The 25,261-nt window shown below is 70.1% G+C and carries 18 protein-coding genes and 1 pseudogene; 13 read left to right on the top strand and 6 right to left on the bottom strand.

Annotated elements, in window-relative coordinates; all coding sequences use genetic code 11:
- Positions 1 to 95 precede the first annotated feature (95 nt).
- From I8N67_RS00965 to I8N67_RS00975, 3 genes are all read left to right on the top strand, one after another.
- Complete coding sequence (locus I8N67_RS00965) at positions 96 to 620, top strand: GNAT family N-acetyltransferase (RefSeq protein WP_200300620.1); 525 nt, start codon at positions 96 to 98, stop codon at positions 618 to 620.
- Positions 621 to 765: 145 nt separating this feature from the next.
- The gene (locus tag I8N67_RS00970) at positions 766 to 1,071 is read left to right on the top strand and encodes a DUF4229 domain-containing protein (protein ID WP_200300621.1); all 306 of its coding nucleotides are present in this window, start codon (positions 766 to 768) and stop codon (positions 1,069 to 1,071) included.
- Positions 1,072 to 1,126: 55 nt separating this feature from the next.
- Positions 1,127 to 1,771 (top strand): TetR/AcrR family transcriptional regulator, encoded by a 645-nt coding sequence (locus tag I8N67_RS00975; protein WP_200300622.1) that lies wholly within the window; start codon positions 1,127 to 1,129, stop codon positions 1,769 to 1,771.
- A 188-nt stretch (positions 1,772 to 1,959) separates the two neighbouring features.
- Here the strand turns inward: I8N67_RS00975 and I8N67_RS00980 are convergent, their stop codons facing one another.
- Positions 1,960 to 3,252, bottom strand: coding sequence for a DUF6716 putative glycosyltransferase (locus I8N67_RS00980; RefSeq protein WP_200300623.1), 1,293 nt, complete (start codon positions 3,250 to 3,252; stop codon positions 1,960 to 1,962).
- Positions 3,253 to 3,527: 275 nt separating this feature from the next.
- The gene (locus I8N67_RS00985) at positions 3,528 to 4,655 is read right to left on the bottom strand and encodes a MaoC family dehydratase (protein WP_200300624.1); all 1,128 of its coding nucleotides are present in this window, start codon (positions 4,653 to 4,655) and stop codon (positions 3,528 to 3,530) included.
- 281 nt (positions 4,656 to 4,936) lie between these two features.
- Here I8N67_RS00985 and I8N67_RS00990 point away from each other — a divergent pair, with 281 nt between their 5' ends.
- A complete protein-coding gene (locus I8N67_RS00990; RefSeq protein WP_200300625.1) occupies positions 4,937 to 6,856 on the top strand; it encodes an AMP-dependent synthetase/ligase in 1,920 nt (639 codons plus the stop codon).
- Positions 6,857 to 6,870: 14 nt separating this feature from the next.
- Here I8N67_RS00990 and I8N67_RS00995 read toward each other — a convergent pair whose 3' ends face one another.
- Entirely contained in the window at positions 6,871 to 7,923 is a 1,053-nt protein-coding gene (locus tag I8N67_RS00995) for a phage baseplate protein (RefSeq protein ID WP_234044733.1), read from the bottom strand.
- Positions 7,924 to 8,273: 350 nt separating this feature from the next.
- Between I8N67_RS00995 and I8N67_RS01000 the strand changes: the two genes are divergently transcribed.
- The 3 genes from I8N67_RS01000 to I8N67_RS01010 all read left to right on the top strand — a co-directional run bounded on the left by I8N67_RS01000 (position 8,274) and on the right by I8N67_RS01010 (position 16,805).
- Positions 8,274 to 14,801 carry an RHS repeat domain-containing protein gene (locus I8N67_RS01000; protein ID WP_234044734.1) on the top strand — a complete coding sequence of 2,176 codons (6,528 nt, stop codon included), beginning with the start codon at positions 8,274 to 8,276 and terminating at the stop codon, positions 14,799 to 14,801.
- A complete protein-coding gene (locus tag I8N67_RS01005) occupies positions 14,801 to 15,199 on the top strand; it encodes a hypothetical protein (protein WP_200300627.1) in 399 nt (132 codons plus the stop codon). The genes I8N67_RS01000 and I8N67_RS01005 overlap by 1 nt, the downstream gene beginning before the upstream one ends.
- Positions 15,200 to 15,530: 331 nt before the next feature.
- Positions 15,531 to 16,805: a RodZ domain-containing protein gene (locus tag I8N67_RS01010; protein ID WP_200300628.1), complete on the top strand. Its 1,275-nt coding sequence runs from the start codon at positions 15,531 to 15,533 to the stop codon at positions 16,803 to 16,805.
- Positions 16,806 to 16,899: 94 nt separating this feature from the next.
- Here I8N67_RS01010 and I8N67_RS01015 read toward each other — a convergent pair.
- Together I8N67_RS01015 and I8N67_RS01020 are read right to left on the bottom strand one after the other, a co-directional pair.
- Positions 16,900 to 17,111 (bottom strand): annotated as a pseudogene (locus I8N67_RS01015) (AzlC family ABC transporter permease); the annotation flags it as partial.
- Positions 17,112 to 17,220: 109 nt separating this feature from the next.
- A complete protein-coding gene (locus tag I8N67_RS01020) occupies positions 17,221 to 17,424 on the bottom strand; it encodes a cold-shock protein (protein WP_003998944.1) in 204 nt (67 codons plus the stop codon).
- A 380-nt stretch (positions 17,425 to 17,804) separates the two neighbouring features.
- On the opposite strand from I8N67_RS01020, the gene I8N67_RS01025 reads away from it, so the two are divergent.
- From I8N67_RS01025 to I8N67_RS01045, 5 genes are all read left to right on the top strand, one after another.
- Positions 17,805 to 18,650 carry a menaquinone biosynthetic enzyme MqnA/MqnD family protein gene (locus tag I8N67_RS01025; RefSeq protein WP_200300629.1) on the top strand — a complete coding sequence of 282 codons (846 nt, stop codon included), beginning with the start codon at positions 17,805 to 17,807 and terminating at the stop codon, positions 18,648 to 18,650.
- Positions 18,651 to 18,865: 215 nt separating this feature from the next.
- Positions 18,866 to 20,578 carry a serine/threonine-protein kinase gene (locus tag I8N67_RS01030; protein ID WP_200300630.1) on the top strand — a complete coding sequence of 571 codons (1,713 nt, stop codon included), beginning with the start codon at positions 18,866 to 18,868 and terminating at the stop codon, positions 20,576 to 20,578.
- 138 nt (positions 20,579 to 20,716) lie between these two features.
- Positions 20,717 to 21,484 carry a prepilin peptidase gene (locus I8N67_RS01035; RefSeq protein ID WP_200300631.1) on the top strand — a complete coding sequence of 256 codons (768 nt, stop codon included), beginning with the start codon at positions 20,717 to 20,719 and terminating at the stop codon, positions 21,482 to 21,484.
- Positions 21,485 to 21,620: 136 nt separating this feature from the next.
- Positions 21,621 to 22,820, top strand: a complete 1,200-nt coding sequence (gene mqnC, locus I8N67_RS01040; protein WP_200300632.1) for a cyclic dehypoxanthinyl futalosine synthase — start codon at positions 21,621 to 21,623, stop codon at positions 22,818 to 22,820.
- A gap of 7 nt (positions 22,821 to 22,827) precedes the next feature.
- Positions 22,828 to 23,277, top strand: a complete 450-nt coding sequence (locus I8N67_RS01045) for a hypothetical protein (RefSeq protein ID WP_200300633.1) — start codon at positions 22,828 to 22,830, stop codon at positions 23,275 to 23,277.
- A 189-nt stretch (positions 23,278 to 23,466) separates the two neighbouring features.
- Here the strand turns inward: I8N67_RS01045 and I8N67_RS01050 are convergent, their stop codons facing one another.
- A complete protein-coding gene (locus I8N67_RS01050) occupies positions 23,467 to 24,495 on the bottom strand; it encodes a chitinase (RefSeq protein ID WP_200300634.1) in 1,029 nt (342 codons plus the stop codon).
- Between the two features lie 283 nt (positions 24,496 to 24,778).
- Between I8N67_RS01050 and I8N67_RS01055 the strand changes: the two genes are divergently transcribed.
- Entirely contained in the window at positions 24,779 to 25,258 is a 480-nt protein-coding gene (locus I8N67_RS01055) for a hypothetical protein (RefSeq protein ID WP_200300635.1), read from the top strand.
- Positions 25,259 to 25,261: the final 3 nt, after the last annotated feature.

Consider the following 25,261-nt stretch of genomic DNA (forward strand, 5'->3'; position numbering starts at 1 on the left):
GGGGGGGCCCCCGGGGTTGGGGGGGGGGGGGCCACCCCCGCGACCAGCCCCCACCCACCCGCAGCCGAACCCCCACCCCTCGTTAGCCTCCCCCAATGCCCCTCACCTTTCAGCTGGACCCACCCCCCACCCCCACCCTTCACGACGGCATCCTCACCCTCTGGACAGACGTCTCCAACACCGGCGGAGCCGTCGGCTTCGTGCCTCCGGTCACGTCGGAGGAGATCCGCCCGGAGCTGGTGAAACACCTGGTGGCGCTGGCAGAGGGCAGGCAGCGTCTCCTCGTCGGATTCGACGAGGAGACGAGGCCGGCGGCGGTCGCGTTCCTCAGCTTCAACACGCACCGCCTGATGACCCACTGGGTCTGGCTGTACACGGTGATGGTCCACCCCACCCACCAGGGCAGGGGCTACGGCCGCGCCCTCCTGCGGGCGGCCGAGACGGCGGCCCGCGGCTTCGAGGGCATAGAGGCCATCCGCCTGGGCTGCCGAGGCGGCGAGGGCCTCGAACACTTCTACGCGACCTGTGGCTACAAGGAGGTCGGCCGGGTCCCCGGCGCCGTCCGCGTCGCCCCCGACGACCACCGCGACGACATCACGATGCTGCTGCCCCTGACCTGAGCCGCCGCCCCCGCCCCGGGCCGCCCGGAGGGCCCCGCACCCCCCTGCAAGATCGCACGCCGACCGTGCTTCACTGGACGGTGCCCTTTGGAATGTTCGGCGACGTTCCGCGACGTTCGGAACGGAAACGGAAGAGTGGATTGAGATGCTCCGCTACACACTGATGCGCCTCGGTATCTTCGTGGGCTGCTTCGTGGTCGTCTGGGCCCTCGTCTACTCGGGCGTCGCCCCGCGCGGCCTCGGCGCCTCGAACGGCATGTGGATCGTCCTGCTCTCCCTCCTGCTCTCCGCGCCGATCAGCTTCATCGCCCTGCGCAAGGAGCGCGACCGGGCCTCGGCCCAGATCGCCCCGCACCTCGACCAGCACATCAACCGCGTCAAGACCAACATCGCGGCCAGCCGCAGCCAGGAGGACGAGGCGGACGACGCGGCGAGGACGCGGGCTTCGTAGGACAGCCCGACATGGACAGGTCCATACAAGTCGTCGGAACCGTACGCTTGCCCGCATGAGTGCGGTGAAGAGTAAGCGGATGCCTCGCGCGGTGCGGGAACAGCAGATGCTGGACGCGGCGGTGCGGACCTTCGGGCAGCGCGGCTACCGTGCCGCGTCGATGGACGAGATCGCCGAACTCGCGGGCGTGTCCAAGCCGTTGGTGTATCTGTACCTGAACTCCAAGGAAGACCTCTTCACAGCCTGCATCCGGCGCGAGGTCAAGGCCCTCACCACCGCCGTACGCGCGGGCGTGGACCCGGAGCTGCCCGCCGACCGGCAACTCTGGGAAGGGCTGCGGGCCTTCTTCACGCACACCGCGCGCAACCCGGACGCCTGGGCCGTACTGCACCTCCAGGCCCGTACGCACGGAGAGCCCTTCGCGACCGAAGTGGCGGAGATGCGTGCGGAGATGGTGGCGTTCGTGACCGGGCTGATCCTGGTCGGCGCCCGGGAGGCCCGCCGCGATCCGTCCCTGCCCGAGCGCGAGGTCGCGGGCCTCGCCGAGGGCCTGGTGGGCGCCGCCGAGGCCCTCGCCGCCTGGGCCAACGCGACCCCCGGCATCACCGCCCGCCAAGCCGCCGCGACCCTGATGAACTTCGCCTGGGCCGGATTGGGCGACCTGATGGACGGCCGCCCGTGGACACCGCCGAGCGCGTGATGGTTCGGGGGTGACGATTGTGGTGCGGGTGCGGGTGCGGGTGCGGGTGGTTCGTGGTTGCTCGCGCGGTTCCCCGCGCCCCTTGGCGGCATGGGTCGCGCCCGGGGGCATTCAGGGGCGCGGGGAACCGCGCGACCAGCCCCCACCGGACCCGCACCCGAACGACGACCGCCGCCGCCCACCCCCCGCTACGCCGCCCCCCACTTCCGCAACGTAGGCGCCACCCGCTGCCGCCCCACCCGATACAGCGACTTCGCCCCGCTGCGCGCCACGCGGCGCACCGCGGCCTTGACCCGGCTGGGGTCGCTGCCGCCGAGCGCCGCAGGCAGCGAGCGGCCCTTCTCGTCGAGGCCGTGGCGGCGGAGGAGGTCGCCGAGGTAGAGCGCGGCGCGCTGAGGCGTGTAGTAGGGGCGCAGGGCCGGCAGGGGGCCGCCGGCGCGCAGCGCGGCCACGCGGGCGCGAGCGGCGGCGTACGGGTCGGACTTGCCGATGCCCTGGGCCGCCGACCAGGCCGGGTCCGGCTGCGGCAGCGCGCCGGCGTCCAGGTCGTCCCAGGAGGCGAGGCAGCCGGAGTGCAGGAAGTAGTGGTTGCCGTGGGCCTCGCGGACGCCGAAGTCGGTGAGGATCGCGGTGGGGACGCCCCGGTGCATCGACTCCAGGGCCGCTGTGGAGCTGACGGTCACCAGCAGATCGGTGCGGTCGAGGACCTCGCCCATGTTGCCGTAGACGAGCTGGAGGTTGGCGGGCGCGGGCTCGGCCAGCTCCTCGACCAGCAGCTGGTACGGGTCGGCCTCGACGTGTGTGGTCGCCTCGCCCGGCATGCTGCGCAGCTTGATCAGCACCTGCCGCTCGGGGTGCCGGCGGGCGTGCGCGGCGGCCCGCTCAAGGAGCGCGAGCCGCGCGGACTTCCCCTTGGGCACGGACGGCTGCACGGCGAAGGTGAGCGTGAACGGCCGCTCGCCGGACGGCAGATACGGGTCGCCGCCGAGGAACGGCAGCGCGCACTCCACGACCGTGTCCGGGTCGATGCCCACGCTCGTGAACGCCTTACGGAAGCGGCCGGCGTCGTACGCCGAGTTGGCGAGGACGACATCGCTGCCGGCCCGGGTCATCAGCCCGTCGACCATCTTCTCGTAGACGACACCGACGTACCCGGTGACGGTGATCGGCCGGTGCTCCCGCCCCTCCCACGCCAGCCCCAGACTGTGCGTGAGCGTGAGGACCGTACCGCCCAGGAGGGCCATCACCACGAGGTCGGCGGCGGCCAGTTCCTCGTCGTCGACGAGCTCGGCGGCCGATATCTCCCGCCGGGTGTCGGGCACGATCCCGATCTCGGCGAGCTGCCGCTCGGTCGGGGTCGACCGGCCACTCAGGAAGTACGCGTCGAGCGCGTGGTCGGGCGCGAGCTGCTGAGCCACGGCCGCGCCCCACTTCCAGCGGGTGTCCGAGTCGGCGAGTACGGCGATGCGTCTGGGTGGCATGGGCTCAGGCCCTTCCTGGCGTGGGTCGTCCGGCGGCGCGTGCCCCGCGAGCGGCGCCGTGCGTGGGTGCATCGGACGCGTTCCGTGAGGTGTGGAGAGGTTAAGGACGATTCCTGAGGGCCGGATGAGCGTTCCATGGCCAAAACCGGGCGGTGGTTGTCGGCGCGCCAGGTGAGAATTCTCAACTTCCTTGATTTTCAGGGAGTTTGACCGGCCGAGGCCGCGATCCGCGTCGCCTGTGGGTCGCGCAGAGTTCGGACGATGTTCACGTGTGCTCAGGCGACGAGCGGGTACACGTGGCCCCTCACATGGACCCGCTCCACACCGACGGAACCCCCGCCGACCGGACCCCGGCGGACCCGGCCCCCATCGCCCGGACCGCCACCGCCCGGACCCCCACCGCCCGGACCTGCACCGCCCGGACCCCCACCGGATGGTCCCGCGCCGCGCAGTTCGAAGCCGCCCCACGCCTGCCCGTCCGCCGCGTACGTCACCGTGCCCGGCAGCGGGACCGGCGCCCGGAACTCGGCGCGGACGAGGGCCGCCGGGGGTGTGCCGTGCTCGGCGAGGCAGCGGGCCACGGTCCACATGCCGTGCGCGATGGGCCGGGGGAAGCCGAAGAGGCGTGCGCCGAGCGGATGCAGATGGATGGGGTTGCGGTCCCCGGACACCGCGCCGTACCGCCGGCCCACGTCTGCGGCCAGGCGCCATTCGGTGACGGAGGGGAAGGGGGCGCGCGCGGGTGCCTCGTGCGGGCGCTCACGCGTACTGTCGCCGCCGCCGTCGCCCCGGCGGCCCGCGCCGCCGTCGATCTGGCCGCCGTTCATCTGGCCGTCGTCGATCCGTCGGTGCCGCGCGAGATACGTGCTCCGCGACTCCCAGGCGACCCCGTCGCCGTCGCCGTCGCCGCCGTCCCGCACCTCGGTCACCACCGTTGCCTCCGTACCCCGCCGATGGGGTGCCAACTCGTCGACGTACACGGTGAGTTCGTACTCTCCGGTGGCGGGCAGCCGGCGGCGGCGGGTGATCTCGATCGAGGTGTGGACGAGTCCGAGGAGGGGGAGCGGGAAGTCCCGGCCGGACATGATCCGCATGGCGAGCGGGAAGCCGAGGACATGCGGGTACGTCGGTGGGACGGCGTCCTCCCCGGTGGGGAAGCCGCAGACGCGCTCGTAGGCGGCGAGGCGCGCGAGGTCGATCCGGACGCCGGGGAGCACGAGCCGGGGGAGCCGGGGGAGCGGCGCGCGCCGGGCGGTCGGGTCGGCGCCGTACCGGAGGTCCGCGCCGAGGTCCGCGCCGAGGTCCGCGCGGGGAAGCCTGCGGCTCTTGAACGGTGAGAGGAGGGCGCCCCGGGCGAGGAGCGGGCTGAGGGAGGGCGGGGCGGTGAGGGTGAGGGTGTGCATCGGACGGATTCCCCCTTGGCCGGCGCTTCTTACTCAAAAGTAACGTTACCCGAGGTAAGGGGCTAGGTGGGAGTCCCTGTGGAGCCTCTGTGGACCCTGGGAGTTGAGTGACCCTCAGGTAACTTGGTGCGCCCTTGACCTGCGGCTGGACCGTGCGAGAGTGACTGGCGACGCTGCACATCCCCGACCCCGGACCACCTCCGGACCATCGCCGCACTCACACGACCCTCACACAACGGCCCCGTACGATCCGGGCACGCCGAACGCCCAGGAGTCGCCCCGTGTCCAGCCTCGAACACACCGAAACCGCCCTGGTGGAACCCGAGTTGAAGCGACTGGACGGCGCCGTGCGAGAGGCGTACGTGCCCGCGCTCGCCGCGTCCGTGACGTACGGCTCACTCGCGGACATCCCGTTCGACAACGCGACCCACGAGCCCGACTCCGTGGTCCTCAGCCGCAAGGAGAGCGACGGGGGCGAGGCAGGGGGCGGCGACGGCCGGTGGCGGGATGTGACGGCGGTCGAGTTCGCCGCCCAGGTGCTCGCGCTGGCGAAGGGCCTGATCGCCGAGGGCCTGATGCCGGGCGACCGTATCGCGATCATGGCGCGGACGACGTACGAGTGGACGCTCCTGGACTTCGCGGCCTGGGCGGCGGGCCTGGTGACGGTCCCCGTCTACCCGACCTCCTCCGTCTTCCAGACCCGCTGGATCCTCCAGGACTCGGGTGCCGTGGCCCTCGCCGTGGAGAGCGCCGGCCAGGCCGCCGCCCTCGGCCCCGAACTCGACCGCATCCCCGACCTGCGCCATATGTGGGTCTTCGAGAAGAGCCACCTGGACCGGCTGGCCGAGCTGGGCCGGGACGTGTCGGACCAGGAAGTGGCCGTACGACGCGGGGTGTTGGGCCCCGACACCCTGGCGACCCTGATCTACACCTCGGGCACGACCGGCCGCCCCAAGGGCTGCGCACTCACCCACGGCAACTTCTGCGCCGAGGTCGACAACGCGATCGATCTCCTCTACCCCGTCTTCCGCGCGCGGACGGACGAGGAGGCCTCCACCCTCCTCTTCCTCCCCCTCGCCCATGTCTTCGGCCGCATGGTGGCGATCGCCTGTATGCGGGCGCGGATCCGCGTCGGCCACTCACCGAGCTTCCGCACGGAGGACCTCCTCGCGGACCTGAAGTCCTTCCGCCCGACGTTCCTCCTGCTCATCCCGTACGTCCTGGAGAAGGTCTTCAACACGGCCCGTGCCTCCGCCGAACGCATGGGCCGCGCCTCCTCCTACGACCGCGCCTCCGCCGTGGCCCGCCGCTACGGCGAGGCCCTGGAGGCCGAGCAGCACGGCACCGGCCCCGGCCCCAGCGCCTTCCTCAAGGCGGCCCGCACCTTCTACGATCCCCTGGTCTACCGCCGCATCCGCAAGGCGCTCGGCGGCCGGGTCCGTTACGTCATCTGCGGCGGCAGCCCGCTCGGCCGCCGCCTGGCGGCCTTCTACGCGGGCGCGGGCATCGACGTCTTCGAGGGCTACGGCATGACGGAGACGACCGCGGCCGTGACCGTCACCCCACCGAACCGCCCCCGCCTCGGCACGGTCGGCCGCCCCCTCCCCGGCACCCGGGTCCGCATAGCCGCCGACGGCGAGATACTCCTCCACGGCGGCCAGATCTTCCGCGGCTACTGGGACCCCCAGGCCGGCGGAGTCGTCCCCGCGAGCCCCGACGGCTGGTTCGCCACCGGCGACATCGGCCGCCTCGACGACGAGGGCTACCTCACGATCACCGGCCGCAAGAAGGAGATCCTCGTCACCGACAGCGGCAAGAACGTGGCCCCGGCCCCCCTCGAGAACTGGCTCCGCTCCCACCCGCTCATCGCCCAGGCCATGGTCATCGGCGACCGCCGCCCCTACGTCACCGCCCTCCTGACCCTGGATACCGAGGGCATCACCCACTGGTGCCAGATGAACGCCAAACACGACATCCCCCTCGAACAACTCGCCACCGACCCGGACTTGAGGGCGGTCCTCCAACGCGCGGTGGACGAGGCGAACCGCCTGGTCTCCCGCCCGGAGTCGATCCGCAGATTCACGGTCCTGCCGGGCGGCTTCACGGAGGAGGCGGGCCACCTGACGCCGTCGATGAAGCTGCGGCGGGAGGTTGTGGAGGAGGCGTTCGGGGCGGAGATCGAGGGGTTGTACGAGAGGTAGGCCCCCGAGGCCGGTCAGACGAGGAGGTCCTTGTAGTAGAAGCTGGCCTTCTTGTCCGTCTCGGTCAGGGACTCCTCGGAGCCGAAGCCGAGGAAGAGCCGGGCGGCGGCGGGATTGCCGGTGTCCGGTACCTGGATGGCCAACCCTTCCGGCTCCCGGTAGAAGAGGCTCTCGCCCGCCTTGCTGAGGCTGCGTTGGACCACGGTCCCGGTGTTCCAGTCGATGGAGGTGACGTAGGTGTTGCTCTCGCTCGTCCGGTTGCCGGCGGAGTCGTACGAGTACGCGGTCCCGTCCATCGTGTAGAGGTACTGGCCGAACGTCGTGTAGCCCTGGAAGGTGACACCGGTGAGCACGGACGGCTGGGTGATGGCGGCCAGCGGGGTGAACGTGCTCGCCTTGAACGTCGCGAGGTCGTAGAGGTTGATCTTCCAGGCTCCGCCGACGCGATGACGGACCGCCAAGCGGCTGTTGACGGGGTCGACGGCGATGGTGTTGTGGTCGGAGCCGGGCACGGGAGCGAACGTGGTCACACGGTGGGAGTCCGGCGTGAGGACGGCGCCGTTGGCGAACTTGAACCGGGCGATCTTCGTCCCGTAGCCGACGTCCGCGCTGTCCGGCACGGAGGCGGTCTCCGTCCACAGGTAGGCGCTGTTCCCGGAGGGTTCGGCGGCGATGGACACGCCGTGGCCGAAGCCCTTGAGGTACATACGGCCGATGATGTAGCCCTGCCAGTCGAGCCGGGTGACGCACAGGTCGCCGTTGGTGCCGCGCTCGGTGCCCGTGTACGTCCGGGTCTCGCCAGGGAGTTGGCGTCCGGCCTGCACCAACTGCGCCGTGTAGAGGTGCTTGTTGGTGTTGTCGAAGGAGAACGACTGCAGAATCCGGTTGTCCTGAAGCAGGATCTCCCGGAACCACTCGGTGGAGCCGTCGGTGAGGTCGAAGCGCTTGGACGTGGCCACGGCCGCCGCGGCCGTGCCGGCGCCGGCGAGGACGGCGGAGCCCAGGAGAGTCGCGCCGGTCAGGCCCGCGGCGCGCTTGAGTAGTTGTCGGCGACTCGGTCTGCCCATGTCGGCGTTCATGTCCTGGAAGCCCTCCCCCTTGGTTGCGTGCGAACAGCCGCTGGATTCAACCATTTCGAGACCGGGGTGCACCAGACCCATCTCCGCAGGTCAGGCGCTGTATCGCGATGTGGTTCCCGATAGTGAGGCAAATCACATCTGTAAAGAGGCCGTGAAGTAAGGGTTCGTGTAGATCATCCGATTTGTGGGGCTACCTCGGTTGATGAGTGACCATTTAGCGTCCACCGATGACCTGATCACATCGCCTGGAACGAACGCTTGCTTCGCCTGGCGGCAGGTTCTGTTCGTTGACGTGCCGGGGCCTCCCGGCCCGGTTGGGTGGGGGATGGTCCGTGCGAATGACGCGCAGACGTGGCATACGGGGTTCGTGGGGACTGGCGGCGGCATTGACCGCGTCGCTTCTCGTGGCGCCGACCGTGGAGAGCGCGGCGTCCGCCGCCGAGGCCTCGAAGGCCACCCGTAGGCAGCCGGTGAACGTCCCGGCCCAGGCCGCCGGAGCCGTGCCGCGCGACCGCGCGGAGGCCACCCCGACCAAGCCGGCCCGCACCGTCTGGCCCAAGGCGGCACAGGCACGGGTGTCGTTGACCGGGCTGAAGACCGGCAAGAAGGTCCCGGTCACCCCCGACGACGCGAAGGACACCAGCAAGGCGGCGGTCTCCGTGGGCCCCGCCCCGGCGACCGCGAAGTTCCGCGCCCAGTCCTCGAAGACGACCGTCCCCGCCAAGGTGGACGTGAAGGTCCTGGACCACGAGCGGCTGTCTCCGGTGGGCGGCATCGGCCTCGGCGTGGAGGTCACCCGGCGCGACGGCACGGCCACCGCCGGCCCGGTGCAGGTCACGTTCGACTACTCAGGATTCAAGTACGCCTACGGCGGCAACTTCGCCTCCCGGCTGCGGCTGGTGTCCCTGCCCGCGTGCGCGCTGACCACACCGAAGGCGAAGGGCTGTTCACCCGGCAAGCCCAAGCCCGTGTCCGTCTCCAACGACGTGGCCAAGGGCACCATCACCGCGACGGTGCAGGCCGACGGCGACCCGACCGCCGAGCCCTCCGCCCTTCAGGAGAGCTCGGAACTGTCCCGGTCGACGATGGCGGCCACCGCGTCCTCGGCGACGGTGTACGCCCTGACCTCCGGCTCCTCCTCCGACGCGGGCGACTACCGCGCCTCCTCCCTGAAGCCGTCCGGGTCCTGGAACGTCTCGGTGGGCTCCGGCGCGTTCACGTACGACCTGCCGATGGAGGCCCCCGAGCCGCCCACGGGCAGCGCGCCGTCACTGTCGCTGGAGTACAACTCGCAGTCCGTGGACAGCATGACCTCGGCCCAGAACACCCAGGCCAACTGGGCCGGTCTGGGCTGGGAGCTGGGCGGTGTCGGCTTCATCGAGCGTCGCTACCGCGGCTGCCAGGACGACGGCACCGGCTCCGGCTGGGTCGGCGACCTGTGCTGGGCCTCGCCGAACTCGGGGAACGAAGCCGACGGCGCGATGTACGTCATGAGCTTCAACGGCGTCACCTCCCCCCTCGTCCAGGACGGCAACGGCACCGGTTCGTACCACGTCCAGGACGACCCGGGCTGGCGCGTACAGCACCTGACCGGCGGCCACGGCTCCGACGACGAGTACTGGGTCATCTCCACCCAGGACGGCATGCGCTACTACTTCGGCTGGGGCCGCGCCGAGCGCACCGGTGACGCCACCTCCTCCGTGCTCACCGTTCCGGTGTTCGGCAACGATCCGGGCGAGCCCGGCTACAGCGGCGGCATCGGTGTGAGCACGCAGGCCTACCGGTGGGGTCTGGACCGGGTCGTGGACCAGAGCGAGGTCGAGACCGCCTACTTCTACGACAAGGAGCAGAACCACTACCGGTCCGTGCTCCTCACCGACCAGGCCCGCTCCTACGACTCCGCCGCCTACCCGGTGCGCATCGAGTACGGCTGGGCCTCCCAGATCTCCGGCGCCCAGCTGCCCGCCAAGGTCGACCTGCGTTACGTCGGCCGCTGCGTGGAGCGGATGGCGGACAAGGACCCGCTGGCCAGTGAACCGGCCGCCTGCCCGGCCATCTCCTCCAACCCGGATTCCTACCCGGACGTCCCCACGGACCTGATGTGCGACGGCACCAACGCCGACAACGGCTGCAAGACCATCACCGGTGAGACGTACTCGCCCACCTTTTTCGCCACGAAGATGCTCTGGGACGTCAAGACCTTCGTCCGGGACAACGACGCCTCGGCGTGGGACCCGGCGATGCAGTACCAGATGAAGTACGGCCTGCCCAACCCCGAAGGCACCGTCGACAACACGCTCTGGCTCGACTACGTCCAGCGCAAGGGCTACGGCGACGGCGACGACATCACCCTGCCGACCATCAACATCAACGGTGAGTGGCGGGACAACCAGCTCGGCGGCGGCGTCCTCAACTTCCGCCGGGTCACCCAGATCCACGGCGACCTCGGCTCGTTCACCAACGTCACCTACCGCAACTACGACGACCAGGACACCTGCGACATCGACAACCCGCCCTCGGAGTCGAACAACACCCAGGCCTGCTTCAAGCAGAGATGGGTGCCCGAGGGCGCCACCGAGGAGAAGACGGGCTGGTTCAAGAAGTACGTCGTCGCCAAGGTGAGCGTCGACCCGGGCCCCGGCGCGGGCTCCGGCAACGACGGCGACCCGACGATGACGACGACGTACGACTACGTCGGCAAGCCCGCCTGGGCGTACCCCAACGACCCGCTGACCAAGGACGAGAACGAGTCCTGGACCGAGTGGCGCGGCTACCAGCAGGTCGAGGTCCACACGGGCACCAAGTCCAACGCGGCCTCCACCTACCACTGGCTGTACCGGGGCATGGACGGCGACCGCACCTCGAAGACCGACCCGTCGGCCACGCGCAGCGTCACCGTCGACGACGGCGACAGCGGACGCCCGGCGGTCACCGACTCGGCGTGGCTCAAGGGCAAGGTGCTGGAGACCAGCAACCGCGACGGCTCCGGCCAGTCCCACAAGCGGGTCTGGCACGAGTACTGGGTCCACAACACCGCCCAGTACGCCGGCCTGCCCGACGCCCGGTTCGTCCGCGACTCGAAGACCACCACGCACGAGCTGACCTCCAGTGGCTGGCGCGAGCACATCGTCAAGGACGAGTACGACACCGCCGAGGCGGCCAGCACCAAGTACGGACTGCCCCTGCGCACCAACGACTGGGGCCTGTCCGACACCGCCGACAACCGCTGCACCACCTACGGCCGCGCCTACAACACGGACTACTTCCCCGACTCCCAGGTCCAGCGCTGGATGGTGCTGCCGGACGAGACCCGGCACTACGCGGCGGACTGCGCCAACCGTGCGTCCACCAACCAGGACGCCTACACGGTGACCCTGTACGACGGCGCGACCTCGGTCGCCACCAACAAGCCGGCCGACGGCCTGGCCACAGCGGTCCGTAAGTACACCGACGCCACCAACTACCGTGAGGCCAAGGCGACCTACGACCAGGGCGGTCGCCAGATCACGGCCACCGACGGCAAGCAGAAGACCACCACGACGACCTACCAGCCGGCGACGTCCTGGCCGATCAACGGCGTCAAGGTCACCACCCCCGACCCGGACGGCACCACCGCCGGGGCCGGACCGCAGTCGACCACGACCTGGTACTCCCGTCTGTGGGGAACCCCGTACCGGGTCCAGGACGTCAACAACCGGACGACGCGCATCGTGCACGACTCGGTGGGCCGCATCGCCCAGGTGTTCAAGCCCTCACGGGTCTCCGCGTACCCCGACGGCACGCCGTCCCTCCAGTACGTCTACACCGTCACCACGTCGGACAACAGCGAGGGCGTCCCCGACCTGGTCTCCACGGTCCCGCCGAAGGTCACCACGAAGACGCTGCTGGAGTCGAGCGGGAAGATCGCGACCGCGTACGAGTACGTCGACGGCCTGGGCCGCACCCGCGAGACCCAGACGCCCGCACCGACCGGCACCGGCCGCACGGTCGTGTCCACCCGGTACGACACGTCCGGCAACGCCACCGGCACCAGCTCGGCCTTCTACAACGCGGACGCCGCCGGCTCGGGCATGGTCCTGCCGACCGTGGCCGTCCTGCCCTCCTACACCGACCTGCTCATCGACTTCGCGGGCCGCACCACCGAGTCCCGGATCCTGGTGAACGGCGAGGCGCAGACCCAGGGCCAGACGCGCACCAACTACCACGGCGACTACACCACCGCGATGCCCGCGGCCGGTGAGCGCACGAACGCGTACACCAACGTGTTCGGAGAAGTCGACAGGGTCGTCGAGTTCGGCCCGTCCACGTACTCCACGTACTACGAGTACACCCGAAGCGGTCTGCTCTCGAAGATCACCGACTCCAAGGGCAACCTCACCACCTACACCTACAACTGGCTCGGCGAGCGCGTCGGTGGCAAGGACCTCGACAGCGACCCGAACGGCGTCGGCGCCATCACGTACGACGCCAACGGCAACATCGAGACGGCCAAGGACGGCAACGGCACCGTCCTGACCCACACGTACGACGCCCTCAACCGGCCGCTGACCGTGCAGAACGGGTCGACCGTACTGACCCGCAACGCCTACGACACGGCGCCGGGCGGCATCGGCAAACTCGCCGCCTCCACCTCGTACGCGGGCAGCTACGCCTACACCACCGCCGTCACCGCCTACGACGTCGACGGCAACACCACCGAGGCGCAGACGACGATCCCCAGCGACGGAAGCGGCCTGCAGGGCACCTACAAGACGTCCTACACCTTCAACACCGCCGGTCAGCAGACCAGCGTGACCTACCCGGCCGTCGGGGACCTCCCGCAGGAGACCGTCACCACGGTGCACGACACCTACGGCAACCCGGAGAAGCTCACCAGCGACCTCGACAACACCGTCTACGTCGACTCCACCGGCTTCGACAGGCTGGGCCGCCTCACCGACCGCACCTACGGCACCACGGCCACGACCGGTACCACCGCCAGCCGTTCGTACACCTACGACGACGCCACCGGCACCGGCTGGCTGAAGAACATCACCACGACCACCAGCGCGAAGGGCACCGTCCAGAACGACGACTACCTCCGTGACAACGCCGGCCAGACCACCGACCTCGCCGACCGGGTCACGGGGCAGCACCAGTGCTACACCTATGACGAGCTGAACCGCGTCACCCGAGCCTGGACCTCGGCGGCGACGACCGGCTGCGCCGGCCCCTTCTCCACCGATCTGGCCACCGGCCAGGACCCCTACCAGCTCGACTACACCTACGACGGCATCGGCAACCTGCAGAAGGTCACCAGCACCACGGCCTCCGCCAGCAGCGTCAACGACTACGTCTACCCCGGCTACTCGGCCGACCAGTCGACGTACACGGCCGGCGCCGCCCACCCGCACGCCGTCGCCACGATCAAGACGCCCACCGGTACGGACAGCTACACCTACGACACCGCCGGCCGACTCGACAACCGCACGGTGAACGGGGCCACGACCGGCTTCGTCTGGAACGCCCTCGGCCAGGTCACCGCGACCACCGGGGCCACCACCACCGGCTACGTCTACGACGCCGCGGGCAACCTGCTGATCCGCAGGTCGGCGACCGAGAACGTCCTGTATCTCACGGGCCAGGAGGTCCACAAGGCGTCCGGCGCCACCGCGAAGGCCACGCGTCACTACGGCAACGGCGCCGCGGTCGTCGCCTCGCGCACGGCGGTGAACGCGACCACGAGCAAGCTGAGCTGGATCATGTCCGACAACCAGGCGTCGACCCAGCTGACCGTCGACGCCGCCACGGGCACCCCGTCGCGCCGCCGCTACCTCCCCTTCGGCGCCCAGAACGGCGAGACGGACCTGCCGGCCGGCACCGACCGAGGCTTCCTCGGCAAGGCCGAGGACGACACGACGGGCCTGTCCATCCTGGGCGCCCGTATGTACGACGCGACCCTCGGCCGTTTCCTCAGCCCCGATCCGCTGACCACGCCGTTCTCGCCGCAGACCCTCAACGCCTACGCGTACTCGCTCAACAACCCCATCGCCTACAGCGACCCGACCGGGCTGTCGTGCGACATCTCGTTCGACAGCAGCGGCAACCCCTCGATGAGCGGTTCGTGCGACGACCAGCCTGAGGGCAAATCGGGACTCGTGGACACGGGCAGTGTCGGCGACGGCGGCAGCGGACTGGATTTCGCCGTGCCGCCGACGAACGCCGACGGCGGGTGCGGTTCCTGGGGCGTCCTGTCCGGGATCTGCTCGTCCGTCGGGGAGACCTTCTACGGGATCATCTCCAACGCGCCGCGCACGGCGGAATACGCCGGCTGGATCTTCGACGGTGACTGCCGCAACGGTGGTGGCCCCGGGGAGCCCGGATGCGACTACGGCACTCAGTTCGACAACTGGGTGGGCAGCTACGGCTACGACATCGACGGTGACGCCTACCTGGTGCCGAGCGCCGTCGCGGCGATCTTCGGGCATCGGCCCAGCATGCTGTCGCTCCGCAACAAGAACTACAAGATCGACCGGCACGGACGCCTGTCGAACGGCAAGTACACCATCGACGGTGACGGAATGGCGAAGCACGTTCCCGGTCGTAGCCGCGACAGCTGGTCGAAGGAGAACCAGGACGGCCAGACCAAGAGCGCCTTCCTCAAGGGCGTGGACGCGGAGCGAGCGGTGCTCGACGCGGCGGCGTACGCCGACGCGCACAATCTCTGGTCAGGGGGCAACAATCCGAAGGCGAAGGTCTACGTGGAGAATGGTCCGGTCGGTGTTGTCGGGCGAACCGGAGAACTCACCCACTACATCAACGTCTACAAGAAGCCGACGAAACAAGGCGTGACCCTCGTCCACGGCGGTCCTGGCGGTGCTCCCTGATGAACGTGTCGGAAGTGGTGATGCGTGCGGCCCGGCGTCGCGCGAGCTGGTCGTGGCTCGACTCGAAGAGAGTCATGGAGGAATTGGCCGCCCGCTGCGAACTGGCGCTCGACTGGGATTGGGAGGCCCCGGAGGAGTGGGGTTCCCTCAGGCGCGAGAAAGGCGACGAGGCGATCGTCTCCGGGACCCTCCCGCTGTGCGTGGCGTTGGCCGACTCGCCGTCCGCTGCCATGGCGGCCGAGTCGGGCTGTGAGGTCATCACCGTGTCCTCATGGGTCGCCCCTGAACTCTCCTGCAGCCTGGAAGCCCTCACCGAGGCATTCGGATACCCCGACGCGTTCTCCTCGATGGATACGGAGGCATTCTCCGCGCAAGATCTCTGGTACGCGGCCATGTGAAGGGCGAGCCCGCGAGAGCGTACGGCGGCCGGAACCGGTTGTTGCAGGACCGGTTCCGGTTGTCCTGGCGGCGGACCTCCCCCGTGCACAGCGGCTCCCCATATCGTGCGCTCATGGCCACGACGAAGCCGCAGCCATCGCGGAGGCCGTTGCTTCATCCTCGGATACGGGAGCGAGATAGACATCTCCGGATTCATTCAGAGCGATCTGATGAGTCGCCCATTCACGCCCCGCTCCCAGCTTGTACGTCGAGTAGCAGCGGTACTTGGTGACAGTGCCGGGTTCGAGCAGTGACCTCTCCGGCATGGGGTCGCAAGCCGCTCTTGGGGGTATGGGGACGGTCTATCTGGCGCGGTCGCGTGGTGGACGCGCCGTGGCGGTCAAGGTGGCTCACGCCGAACTGGCCGCCGACCGGCATTTCCGGGCACGGTTCCGGGCCGAGGTCGACGCCGCGCGCAAGGTCGGGGGTTTCCATACGGCGCCCGTCGTGGACGCCGACCCGGACGCGGCTGCACCCTGGCTGGCCACGGCGTACATCCCGGGCCCCACCCTGTCCGAACTGCTCACGGAGCAGGGCCCGATGGACGAGCGGCGGCTGCGGCTGCTGGGCGCCGCCCTGGCGGAGGCGTTGCAGGCCATCCACGGCTGCGGGCTCGTCCACCGTGATCTGAAGCCCGGCAACATCATCATGGCCGAGGACGGCCCCCGGGTCCTCGACTTCGGTATCGCGCGCGCCGTGGAGTCCACCCGGCTGACCTCCACCGGAGCGGCCTTCGGCACCCCCGGCTATCTGGCCCCCGAACAGGCGCAGGGCCTCGAAGTCACCGGTGCCACCGATGTGTTCGCGCTCGGCGCGGTACTCGTCTCGGCGGCCGGCGGCAGCGCGTTCGGCGACGGTACGCCGATGGGGCTGATGTACCGGTCGGTCCACGAACCCGCCGACCTCACCGCCGTACCGGAGCCACTGCGCCCCCTGGTCGCCGCCTGCCTCTCCAAAGACCCGGCCGACCGCCCCACCCCCGACACCCTCCTGAACCTCCTGCCACCGGACGCGACCCCGGCCCCTCCCGAAGAGGTCCCGACCCTGCTCATCGGCCACCGGCCCACCCCGGCCGTACGGACTCGGTCGGGCGGCATGTCCCTCGCTGTCGTGGCCGTGGTCATCGTGGGCGCGCTCATCGGCGGCGCGGTGTACGTGGCGAACCGTGACGAGGGGAGGGGGACGACCTCGACCGCAGAATCCCCCAAATCCTCCAAATCCCCCGAATCCCAGCTGACTCCGTCGGCCAGCGAGCCCCCGCCGGCCACCGATGTCCCCGACGGGGAGGACGCGGGCGGGAACGGGGGAGAGACCAGGGACGAGGTCACGGTTCGTATCACCGCCCAGACCGAAGACAGCTGGATCGGGGTCAAGGACCACCTCGGCGAGATCCTCTTCGACGGCCTGCTCGAACAGGGCGAGACCAAGACCTTCTCCGACAAGGAGTCGATCGGCCTGGTCCTCGGTAACGCGGGCGCCGTCCAACTCGTCGTCAACGACAAGAAGATCGACAACGACTTCCCGTCCGGCACGGTGGAGCGCCTGACGTACACGAAGAGCGACTGACCCGAGGCTAGGCCCCCCACCCCCCGCAGCACCCCCGCGGTCACCGCCACCCCCAGCGCCACAGGGCGCCCGTGGCCGGCAGGGCCACCAGGAGCACCATGGCGGCTCCGGCGAGCAACTCCCGTACCCGGCCGGGGCCCAGTACATCGGCGACGGCCAGACTGAACGCCGCCGTAAGGGTGTTGAGCAGCAGCCCCATGGCCGCCGCCGCGAGCGGTCCGCCCCCGGCCGGCGGGATGCCGACCGCGCTGAACTGCGCCGCCCCGCGTACACGACGAGCGACATCACCACCGGCACCCACACGGGAGCGGCGTGACCGCGAAAAGGCAGGAGCCCCTGCGCCGCGAACGGCGAGGGGCTCCTTGGGTGGTGCTCTCAGACGTCGTCAGAGGGGGCATCCCTCAGATCGAACGGGTCAGACGGGGGTGACGTTCTCCGCCTGCGGACCCTTCGGGCCCTGCGTCACGTCGAAGGAGACCGCCTGGTTCTCCTCCAGCGAACGGAAACCGCTCGCGTTGATGGCGGAGTAGTGGACGAATACGTCCGGGCCGCCACCTTCCTGGGCGATGAAGCCAAAGCCCTTTTCGGCGTTGAACCACTTCACGGTTCCGGTAGCCATAAGCCCTCCTTGGGCCCAAAGGGTTGCCCTGCTCCAGAACCCTGCAAGTGTGAAAACAAGATGCCGCACAACTGCATACGTCTGAAAACGACAAGAGCCCGCGGTTACATGCTCCGCAGGCTCTGTACTGCAAGGGAAACCAAACTGCAACTTGGCGGCGAGCCTAGCATGTGGGCAGGAGGAAGCAATAGAGGGAAAGATCACGTCACTCGAATGTTTGACCCACTCGGATCGCGGGTTGACGTGACGCCACCTCTTCCACGCCAGTCCCGTCGGTGACACGCCGATGAGAGGGTTGACACAAGGTGTCCTTCGGGTTTAGCGAGACAATCGCGGGCCCCGGGGGCCGCACCGTACCCCATGAGGGCTAGCCTCGCGATGTGGACAATTCTCGCACCCGGCCGCGCGTCGGCCACATTCAGTTCCTGAACTGCCTGCCCCTGTACTGGGGGCTCGCGAGAACGGGCACGCTTCTCGACTTCGAGCTCACCAAGGACACCCCGGAGAAGCTCAGCGAGCGGCTGGTGCGGGGCGACCTCGACATCGGGCCCATCACCCTCGTCGAATTCCTCCGCAACGCCGACGACCTGGTCGCCTTCCCCGACATCGCGGTCGGCTGCGACGGGCCGGTGATGTCCTGCGTCATCGTGTCCCAGGTGCCGCTCGACCGCCTCGACGGCGCACGGGTCGCACTCGGCTCCACCTCGCGCACCTCCGTACGCCTCGCGCAACTGCTGCTGGCCGAGGCCGTCGGCGTACAGCCGTCGTACTACACCTGCCCGCCCGACCTCCCGCTGATGATGCGGGAGGCGGAGGCGGCGGTGCTCATCGGGGACGCGGCGCTGCGGGCCAATCTGCTCGACGGCCCCAAGTTCGGGCTCGAGGTGCACGACCTGGGCGCCATGTGGAAGGCGTGGACGGGGCTGCCGTTCGTCTTCGCGGTGTGGGCGGCGCGGCGGGACTACCTGGCACGGGAGCCGGAGGTCACCCGCCAGGTCCACGAGGCGTTCCTGGCCTCCCGGGACCTGTCCCTGACCGAGGTGGGCAAGATCGCCGAGCAGGCGGCCCGCTGGGAGGCCTTCGACGAGCGGACCCTGGAGCAGTACTTCACCACCCTCGACTTCCGCTTCGGCGGACCCCAGCTGGCCGCCGTCGCCGAGTTCGCGCGCCGGGTCGGTCCCACCACGGGATTTCCGGCGGACGTGAAGGTGGACCTGCTTTCCTGAACAATTCCCCCGGAATTCATTTGACGAATTCCGTGCACTGTGGGAAAGGGGAGCAGGGGGCTGACCGTCGGCACCACCGGCTTTCCCATTCATGGTCGGGCTCGCGGTCGGGCTCTCCGTACGGCTCTCGGCCGGGCTCTCCGTCGGGCGTGCGGCACTACGCTGCTGGGGAGTCGTGAAGAGTTCAGGGGAGTTCGTACGGGGGAGGTGTCGCCATGCAACCGCTCGACGTCGGTGAACCCACGGTCGTAGGGCCCTACCGGCTGCTCGGCCGGCTCGGGTCCGGCGGGATGGGCCGCGTCTATCTGGGGCGCAGCGCGGGCGGCCGTACCGTCGCCGTCAAGGTCGTGCACCCGCACTTCGCGCTGGACGAGGAGTTCCGCGCCCGCTTCCGGCGCGAGGTCGACGCCGCCCGGCGGGTCGGCGGCGCCTGGACCGCCCCCGTCCTGGACGCGGACCCGGAGGCCTCGGTCCCCTGGGTGGCGACCGGCTACGCGGCCGGCCCGTCCCTCGCCGGGGCCGTGGCGGACGGCGGCCCTCTGCCCCCGCACTCCGTACGGGTTCTGGGCGCCGGCCTGGCGGAGGCCCTCTCCGCCGTGCACGCGCTGGATCTGGTCCACCGGGACGTGAAGCCGTCGAACGTACTGCTGACCGTGGACGGCCCTCTCCTCATCGACTTCGGCATCGCCCGCGCGACGGACGGCACGGCGTCCCTCACCTCCACCGGCGTCTCCATCGGCTCCCCCGGCTACATGTCCCCCGAGCAGATCCTCGGCAAGAGCGTCACCGGCGCGGCCGACGTCTTCTCCCTCGGCGCGGTCCTCGCCTACGCCGCCACCGGCGAGTCCCCCTTCCCCGGCGACTCCTCCGCCTCCCTCCTCTACAAGGTCGTCCACGAAGAGCCCCGACTCGACGGTCTGGAGGGCGAACTGAGGGACCTCGTGGCCCACTGCCTCTCCAAGAACCCCGCCGCCCGACCGTCCCCGGCCGAGGTCGCCCGCACCCTGGCTCCCGAGGGCGCCGCCCGGCTGGTGGCGGCGGGCTGGCTGCCGGGCCCGCTGGTCGAACAGGTCGGCCGCAGCGCCGTGCAACTGCTCAACCTGGAGGCCGTGGAAGGGGTTCCGTCCGGCCCGGTGGGCTTCAGCAGCCCCTCGGTCGCGGTGGGGGACTCGGCGCCCCCGGCCGAGAGCGGCGTGTTCGGGCCACCACCGGTCATGTCACCGCCAGTCGTGTCACCGCCGATCCCGCCACCCGTCGGGACCCCGCCACCCGTCCCCGGGCAGCGGGCCGGCGCGGCGGTGGCCGACACGGTTCCGCCGGAGCCGTCGTCCCCGCCGGGCAAGCTGTCGCTGAGTGTGGCCGCGATGTCGACGACCGCGCCGAACGGTCGTGGCCGAAGGGTGAGTTGCTCGGTCGCCCTGGCCGTCGCCGGGGCGTTCGCGGTGGTGAGCGTGGGGGCGGTGTTCGGGGTCGGGATGCTCACGGGCGCGGACGACGGCGACGGCGGCAGCGCGGCGGGCCCGGCTCCCCAGGCGAGCGAGCCGGCGGCCGACCAGAGCGACGGTGCGGAGGGGGGCGTACCGGCGAAGTACCTCGGCACCTGGGAGGGCGACGCCTACGCCCTCGGCGGCAACCTGCCCGCCGGCACCTTCCGGATCACTCTCGAACCGTCCGACGTGGGCGACGAGTTGGGCACCTTCCGCTCGGTCGACCTCCTGGGCGGCACCTGCGACGACAGGCTCGTCCTCAAAGAGGTCACCGCGAAGCACGTCCTCGCCACCAGCATCGCCGACACCGAGAACAACCCCAAGACCTGCACGAAGAACACCCACCAGATCACCCTCACCCCCGTGGGCGAGGAGCTCCAGTACGAGTCGGACAACGCGGACGCGGGCGACCCGACGGCGAGACTGGCAAAGGTGAAGTAGGCGCCCCCGTACGGGCCGTAGGCCCTCAAGGGGCGCGGGGAACCGCGCGAGCAACCACACTCGACCCACACCCGCCAACGCACCCGCCCTTCCCGGGCTCTGACGCGCGGCCCCCGCCACAACTCATAGGCTGACCACGTGGATCTCGACCCCTGGCTGATCGGCCTGACCGCAGCCGCCGCACTGTGGGGCGCGGCGACAGGCACTCTCCTGCCCCGCCCCGCCTACCGCTTCACGGTCGACGAGGACACCCCCTGGCACACCGAGTGCCCCACCGGCCACCGGATCACCGGCCCCGCGGCGGGGTGGCTGGGCCCGGCCCGCTGCAAGGCCGACCCCCAACTCGCCTTGCCCGCCTGCGTATACGGCCCCTACGCCCCCACCGTCGCCACACTGACCGCCGTGATCTGTGCCCTCCTCGCCCTGGCCACCGGCCCCCGCCCCGAACTCGCCGTCTGGCTTCTCCTCGCCCCCCTCGGCGTGCTCCTCACCCTGGTCGACCTCAGGGCACAACGCCTCCCGGACTCCCTGACCCTCCCGTTCGCGGGCCTGGCCCTCGCCCTGCTGGGGGCGGCGACGCTCATCCCCGAGCACGCGGGCCAGTGGCGCACGGCGGTGTACGGCGCACTCGCCCTCGGCGGCCTCTACTTCCTCTTCTTCCTCATCAGGCCCCTGGCCCTGGGCTTCGGTGACGTGAAGCTGGCCGTGGGCCTGGGCGCCGCCCTCGGCTGGTACGGCTGGGGCGCGCTGTACCTCGGCACCTTCGCCGGGGCCCTGATCGGCAGCGGGTACACCCTTGTCCTCGCGGCCCGGCGCCGAGCCGTACGCAGGCAACTGGTCGCCCTCGGCCCGTTCATGATCGCGGGAGCGTACGTGGGGCTGCTTCTGGAGGCGTACGCGGCGTGAGACCGGCGCGCCGTCCCACGCCGTCCCACGCCGTTCCCCGGAGTTATCCACAGGCTGCCGGGCTGACGTCGGGCGATCCGGACCTCTGGCGTAGGCTGGGCCGGTCCGTTCAACCCTTACGAAAGGGACGCTCCCGGTGACCGAGAAGGCCGATCTCCAGTCCGTTCTCGACCGTGCCGCAGAGGGTGGGCGGATCACGCCGGAGGAGGCACTCGACCTCTACCGCGACGCGCCGCTGCACGCGCTGGGCTCCGCCGCCGACGCCGTACGCAGGCGGCGGTACGCGGGCACGGAACACATCGCGACGTACATCATCGAGCGCAACATCAACTACACGAACGTCTGCGTGACGGCGTGCAAGTTCTGCGCGTTCTACGCCCCGCCGAAGGCCACGGACAAGGGCTGGACGCGCGATCTCGACGACATCCTGCGCCGCTGCGCGGAGACCGTCGAGCTGGGCGGTACGCAGATCATGTTCCAGGGCGGGCACCACCCGGACTACGGGGTGGAGTACTACGAGAAGCACTTCGCCGCCATCAAGGAGGCGTTCCCGCAGCTGGTCATCCACTCCCTCGGCGCGTCCGAGGTCGAGCACATGGCCCGGATCTCGAAGGTCAGCGCGGAGGAGGCGATCACGCGTATCCACGCGGCCGGTCTCGACTCCTTCGCCGGCGCCGGCGCCGAGCTGCTTCCCGCGCGGCCCCGCAAGGCCATCGCTCCGCTCAAGGAGTCCGGCGAGCGCTGGCTGGAGATCATGGAGGCCGCGCACAACCTGGGCGTCGAGTCCACCTCCACGATGCTCATGGGCACCGGCGAGACCAACGCCGAGCGCATCGAGCACCTGCGGATGATCCGTGACGTACAGGACCGGACGGGCGGCTTCCGGGCCTTCATCCCGTACACGTACCAGCCGGAGAACAACCACCTCAAGGGCCGTACGCAGGCGACGCTCTTCGAGTACCTGCGCATGATCGCCATCGCGCGGCTCTTCATGGACAACATCGCCCACATCCAGGGCTCCTGGCTCACCACGGGCAAGGAGGTCGGGCAGCTGTCCCTGCACTACGGAGCGGACGACCTCGGCTCCATCATGCTGGAGGAGAACGTCGTCTCCTCCGCCGGAGCCAAGCACCGCTCCAACCGCATGGAGATCATCGACCTGATCAGGAAGGCGGGGCGGGTGCCCGCCCAGCGGGCGACCACCTACGAGCACCTTCTCGTCCACGACGACCCGGCGAACGACCCCGTCGACGAGCGCGTCATGTCCCACATCTCGTCCACGGCGATCGAGGGCGGCACGGCCCACCCCGAGCTGAAGCTGCTGAGCGCGAACTAGGGCTCGGGTGCTGACGATCCACGCCGCCGACGAGGTGCGGTACAGCTGGGACGATCCCGAGCCGGTCAAGGACGGGGCCGTCGTCGTGGAAGGCGTCAGGGTCCAGGCCGTGGGGCCCCTGACGGAGGTCCTGGAGCGGTTTCCGGGTGCCCGTGTGCGGCGGTGGCCCGGTGTTCTGGGACCCGCCCGTATTCATGAGGGCCCGCTTCCGCAGGCGCCGACACCACGCGAACGCATCCACGCGGTGCTGAAGTCGGGCGCGGTCGCGGTGCTGGAGGAGTACGCCGACACTCCCGAACTCCGGGCCGCCGCCGAGCGGAACGACGTGGTCGTATTCCGTCGCACCCGCCCCACGGCGATCGTCGACCTCGGTCGCGCGGACCTCGCCGTCTTCGACGAGTCCGGCCTCTGTATCGCGACGGTCTGTGCGGGGCGGTTGGTCCACCGGCGCCGTTGAAACGAAGGGCGAAGCCGCCTTTCAGGGGCGCGGGGAACCGCGCGACAAGCCCCCACCGGCCTGCGGCCCGCGTACGACAGAACCCGGGCCTGCGGCCCGCGTACGACAGGACCCGGGCCTGCGGCCCGCGTACGACAGGACCCGGGCCTGCGGCCCGCGTACGACAGAACCCCCGGCCGCCCCCGGGGCTCACCCCGAGAACGCCTCCCCGAACGCCCCGTCCTCCTGCTTCACCCCACTGCAGTCGGTCAGCTCGTCGTTCGCCCCGTCCCCGCACTGCTGGTCCCGGAACGTCGCCCACATCGACACCCAGGCGATCCCCTTCTCCTCCGCGAACGCCCGCACCTGCGCCGCGTCCTCCAGCGTGAACGTCTCGTTGTCGACGTCATTGACGCCGAGCATCGAGGTGAGCGCCAGGGCGCCCCACGCGGTGGAGTCGCTCGTGCCGAAGATGTCCATCAGCTGCTCGTGCGTCGCCTCGGCGGCCTGTTCCGCGTAGTCGCCCATGTCGTCGCCGTACGAACTGGCGTAGTTCATGGTCATGATGTTGACCGTGGTGACCTGGACGGACTTGTCGTTGGCCGAGTCGAGGAGGGCGACGCCGTCGTCGTCGAGGCCGGACGGCATGACGGGGAGGGTGAAGGAGACGGAGAGGTCGGGGCGGTCCTTCTGGAGGAGGGCTATGGCCTCGGAGCGCAGGGTGACGGAGTCGGAGTCCGCCAGCGCGTCGCCCTCGACGTCGAAGTCGGCCTCGGCGGAGCCGGCCGCGTCGAGCGCCGCGCCGTAGGCCTCGGCGAGCTCGGACGCGCTGTCGCAGGCCTCGGCCAGCTCCGTGCCGGAGGCGCCGCCGAAGGAGACCCGGACCGACGCGCCCGAGTCGGTGAGCGCCGCGATGCGGGTCTTCACCGCCGAGTCGTCGATCGCCTCGGCCCCGTTCCACGCGGGCGTGCACTCGTCGCCGTCGGCGATCACGAACGCCAGGTTGTACGCGGCCGCCGACCCGGCGTCGTCGAGGTCGGAGGTGTCGGTGGCGTCCACATAGGGCGCGTAGGCCGTGGACACCTCGGTCGCAGACTCCTCATCGGTCGCGGATGCGCCGGACGTGCTCGCGGGGCTGCTGGGCGTGGACGCGGACTCATTCGTCTTCGTGGTGCAGCCCGCGCAGGCCAGGGCCACGAGACAGAGCAGTCCGGCGACCGGTTTCAGGGAATTCCTCACGGTACTCACGATGGAAATGAACCACACCTGACTGTGCTCCATGTGTGCTTCTTCAGGATTGCACTTCTGAAGGACGATCACGAAACGGTGAACGGAAAACAGGGTGATAGTCGGGCAGACCGCACCTTTTGGGCGGGGTGTATCCCCTCAAAAGCAAGGTCCGTTGACTTCGCAGTCGTTCATGAATTCTCTAAGGAAAAGGACAGGTTAAGGAGTTTCTCATGGGCGTCTCGCAAGAGAAGCTATGAATTGGCCAAATAAACAGCCCCTAATATCCGGGGATATGCAATCCGAGTCCGCCAACGAAAACCTCTCCCCCGAGGCCGTGTACGAGATCACCTCGACACCGGCCCGGGGCAGCCGCCGCAAGCAGGGAAAGCAAGGCAAGCAGGGAAAGCAGGGCAAGCAGCTCAAGGGGTCGGAAGAGGACGGCCCCGTCTTCGTCGACAACTCCGGGCGCCGCGCCAGACTCCTGCGCCGCTGCGGCACGCTGCTGGAGGTCGTCTGTCTCGGTTACGCCGTCGTACTCGGCATGGCGTTCATGGGCTGGGGCATCTCCGCGTCCCCGTCCGAGCTCTTCCCCTTCGGCGGAGGCGGCGGCCAGTCCGGCGCACCCGGCGGCGGCGGTGGCAACGGCCCGCAGCCCCAGGGCGGCATCGCCCCCGAAGGCGTCCCCTCGGGCGCCCCCAGCGGAGCCCCCGGAGGCACCCCGCCCTCCGGCGCCCCCACCGCCGCAGCGTCCCCGTCCGCGTCCGCCAACTGACGG

The sequence above is a fragment of the Streptomyces adelaidensis genome, assembly GCF_016598475.1.
GTDB lineage: Bacteria > Actinomycetota > Actinomycetes > Streptomycetales > Streptomycetaceae > Streptomyces > Streptomyces adelaidensis.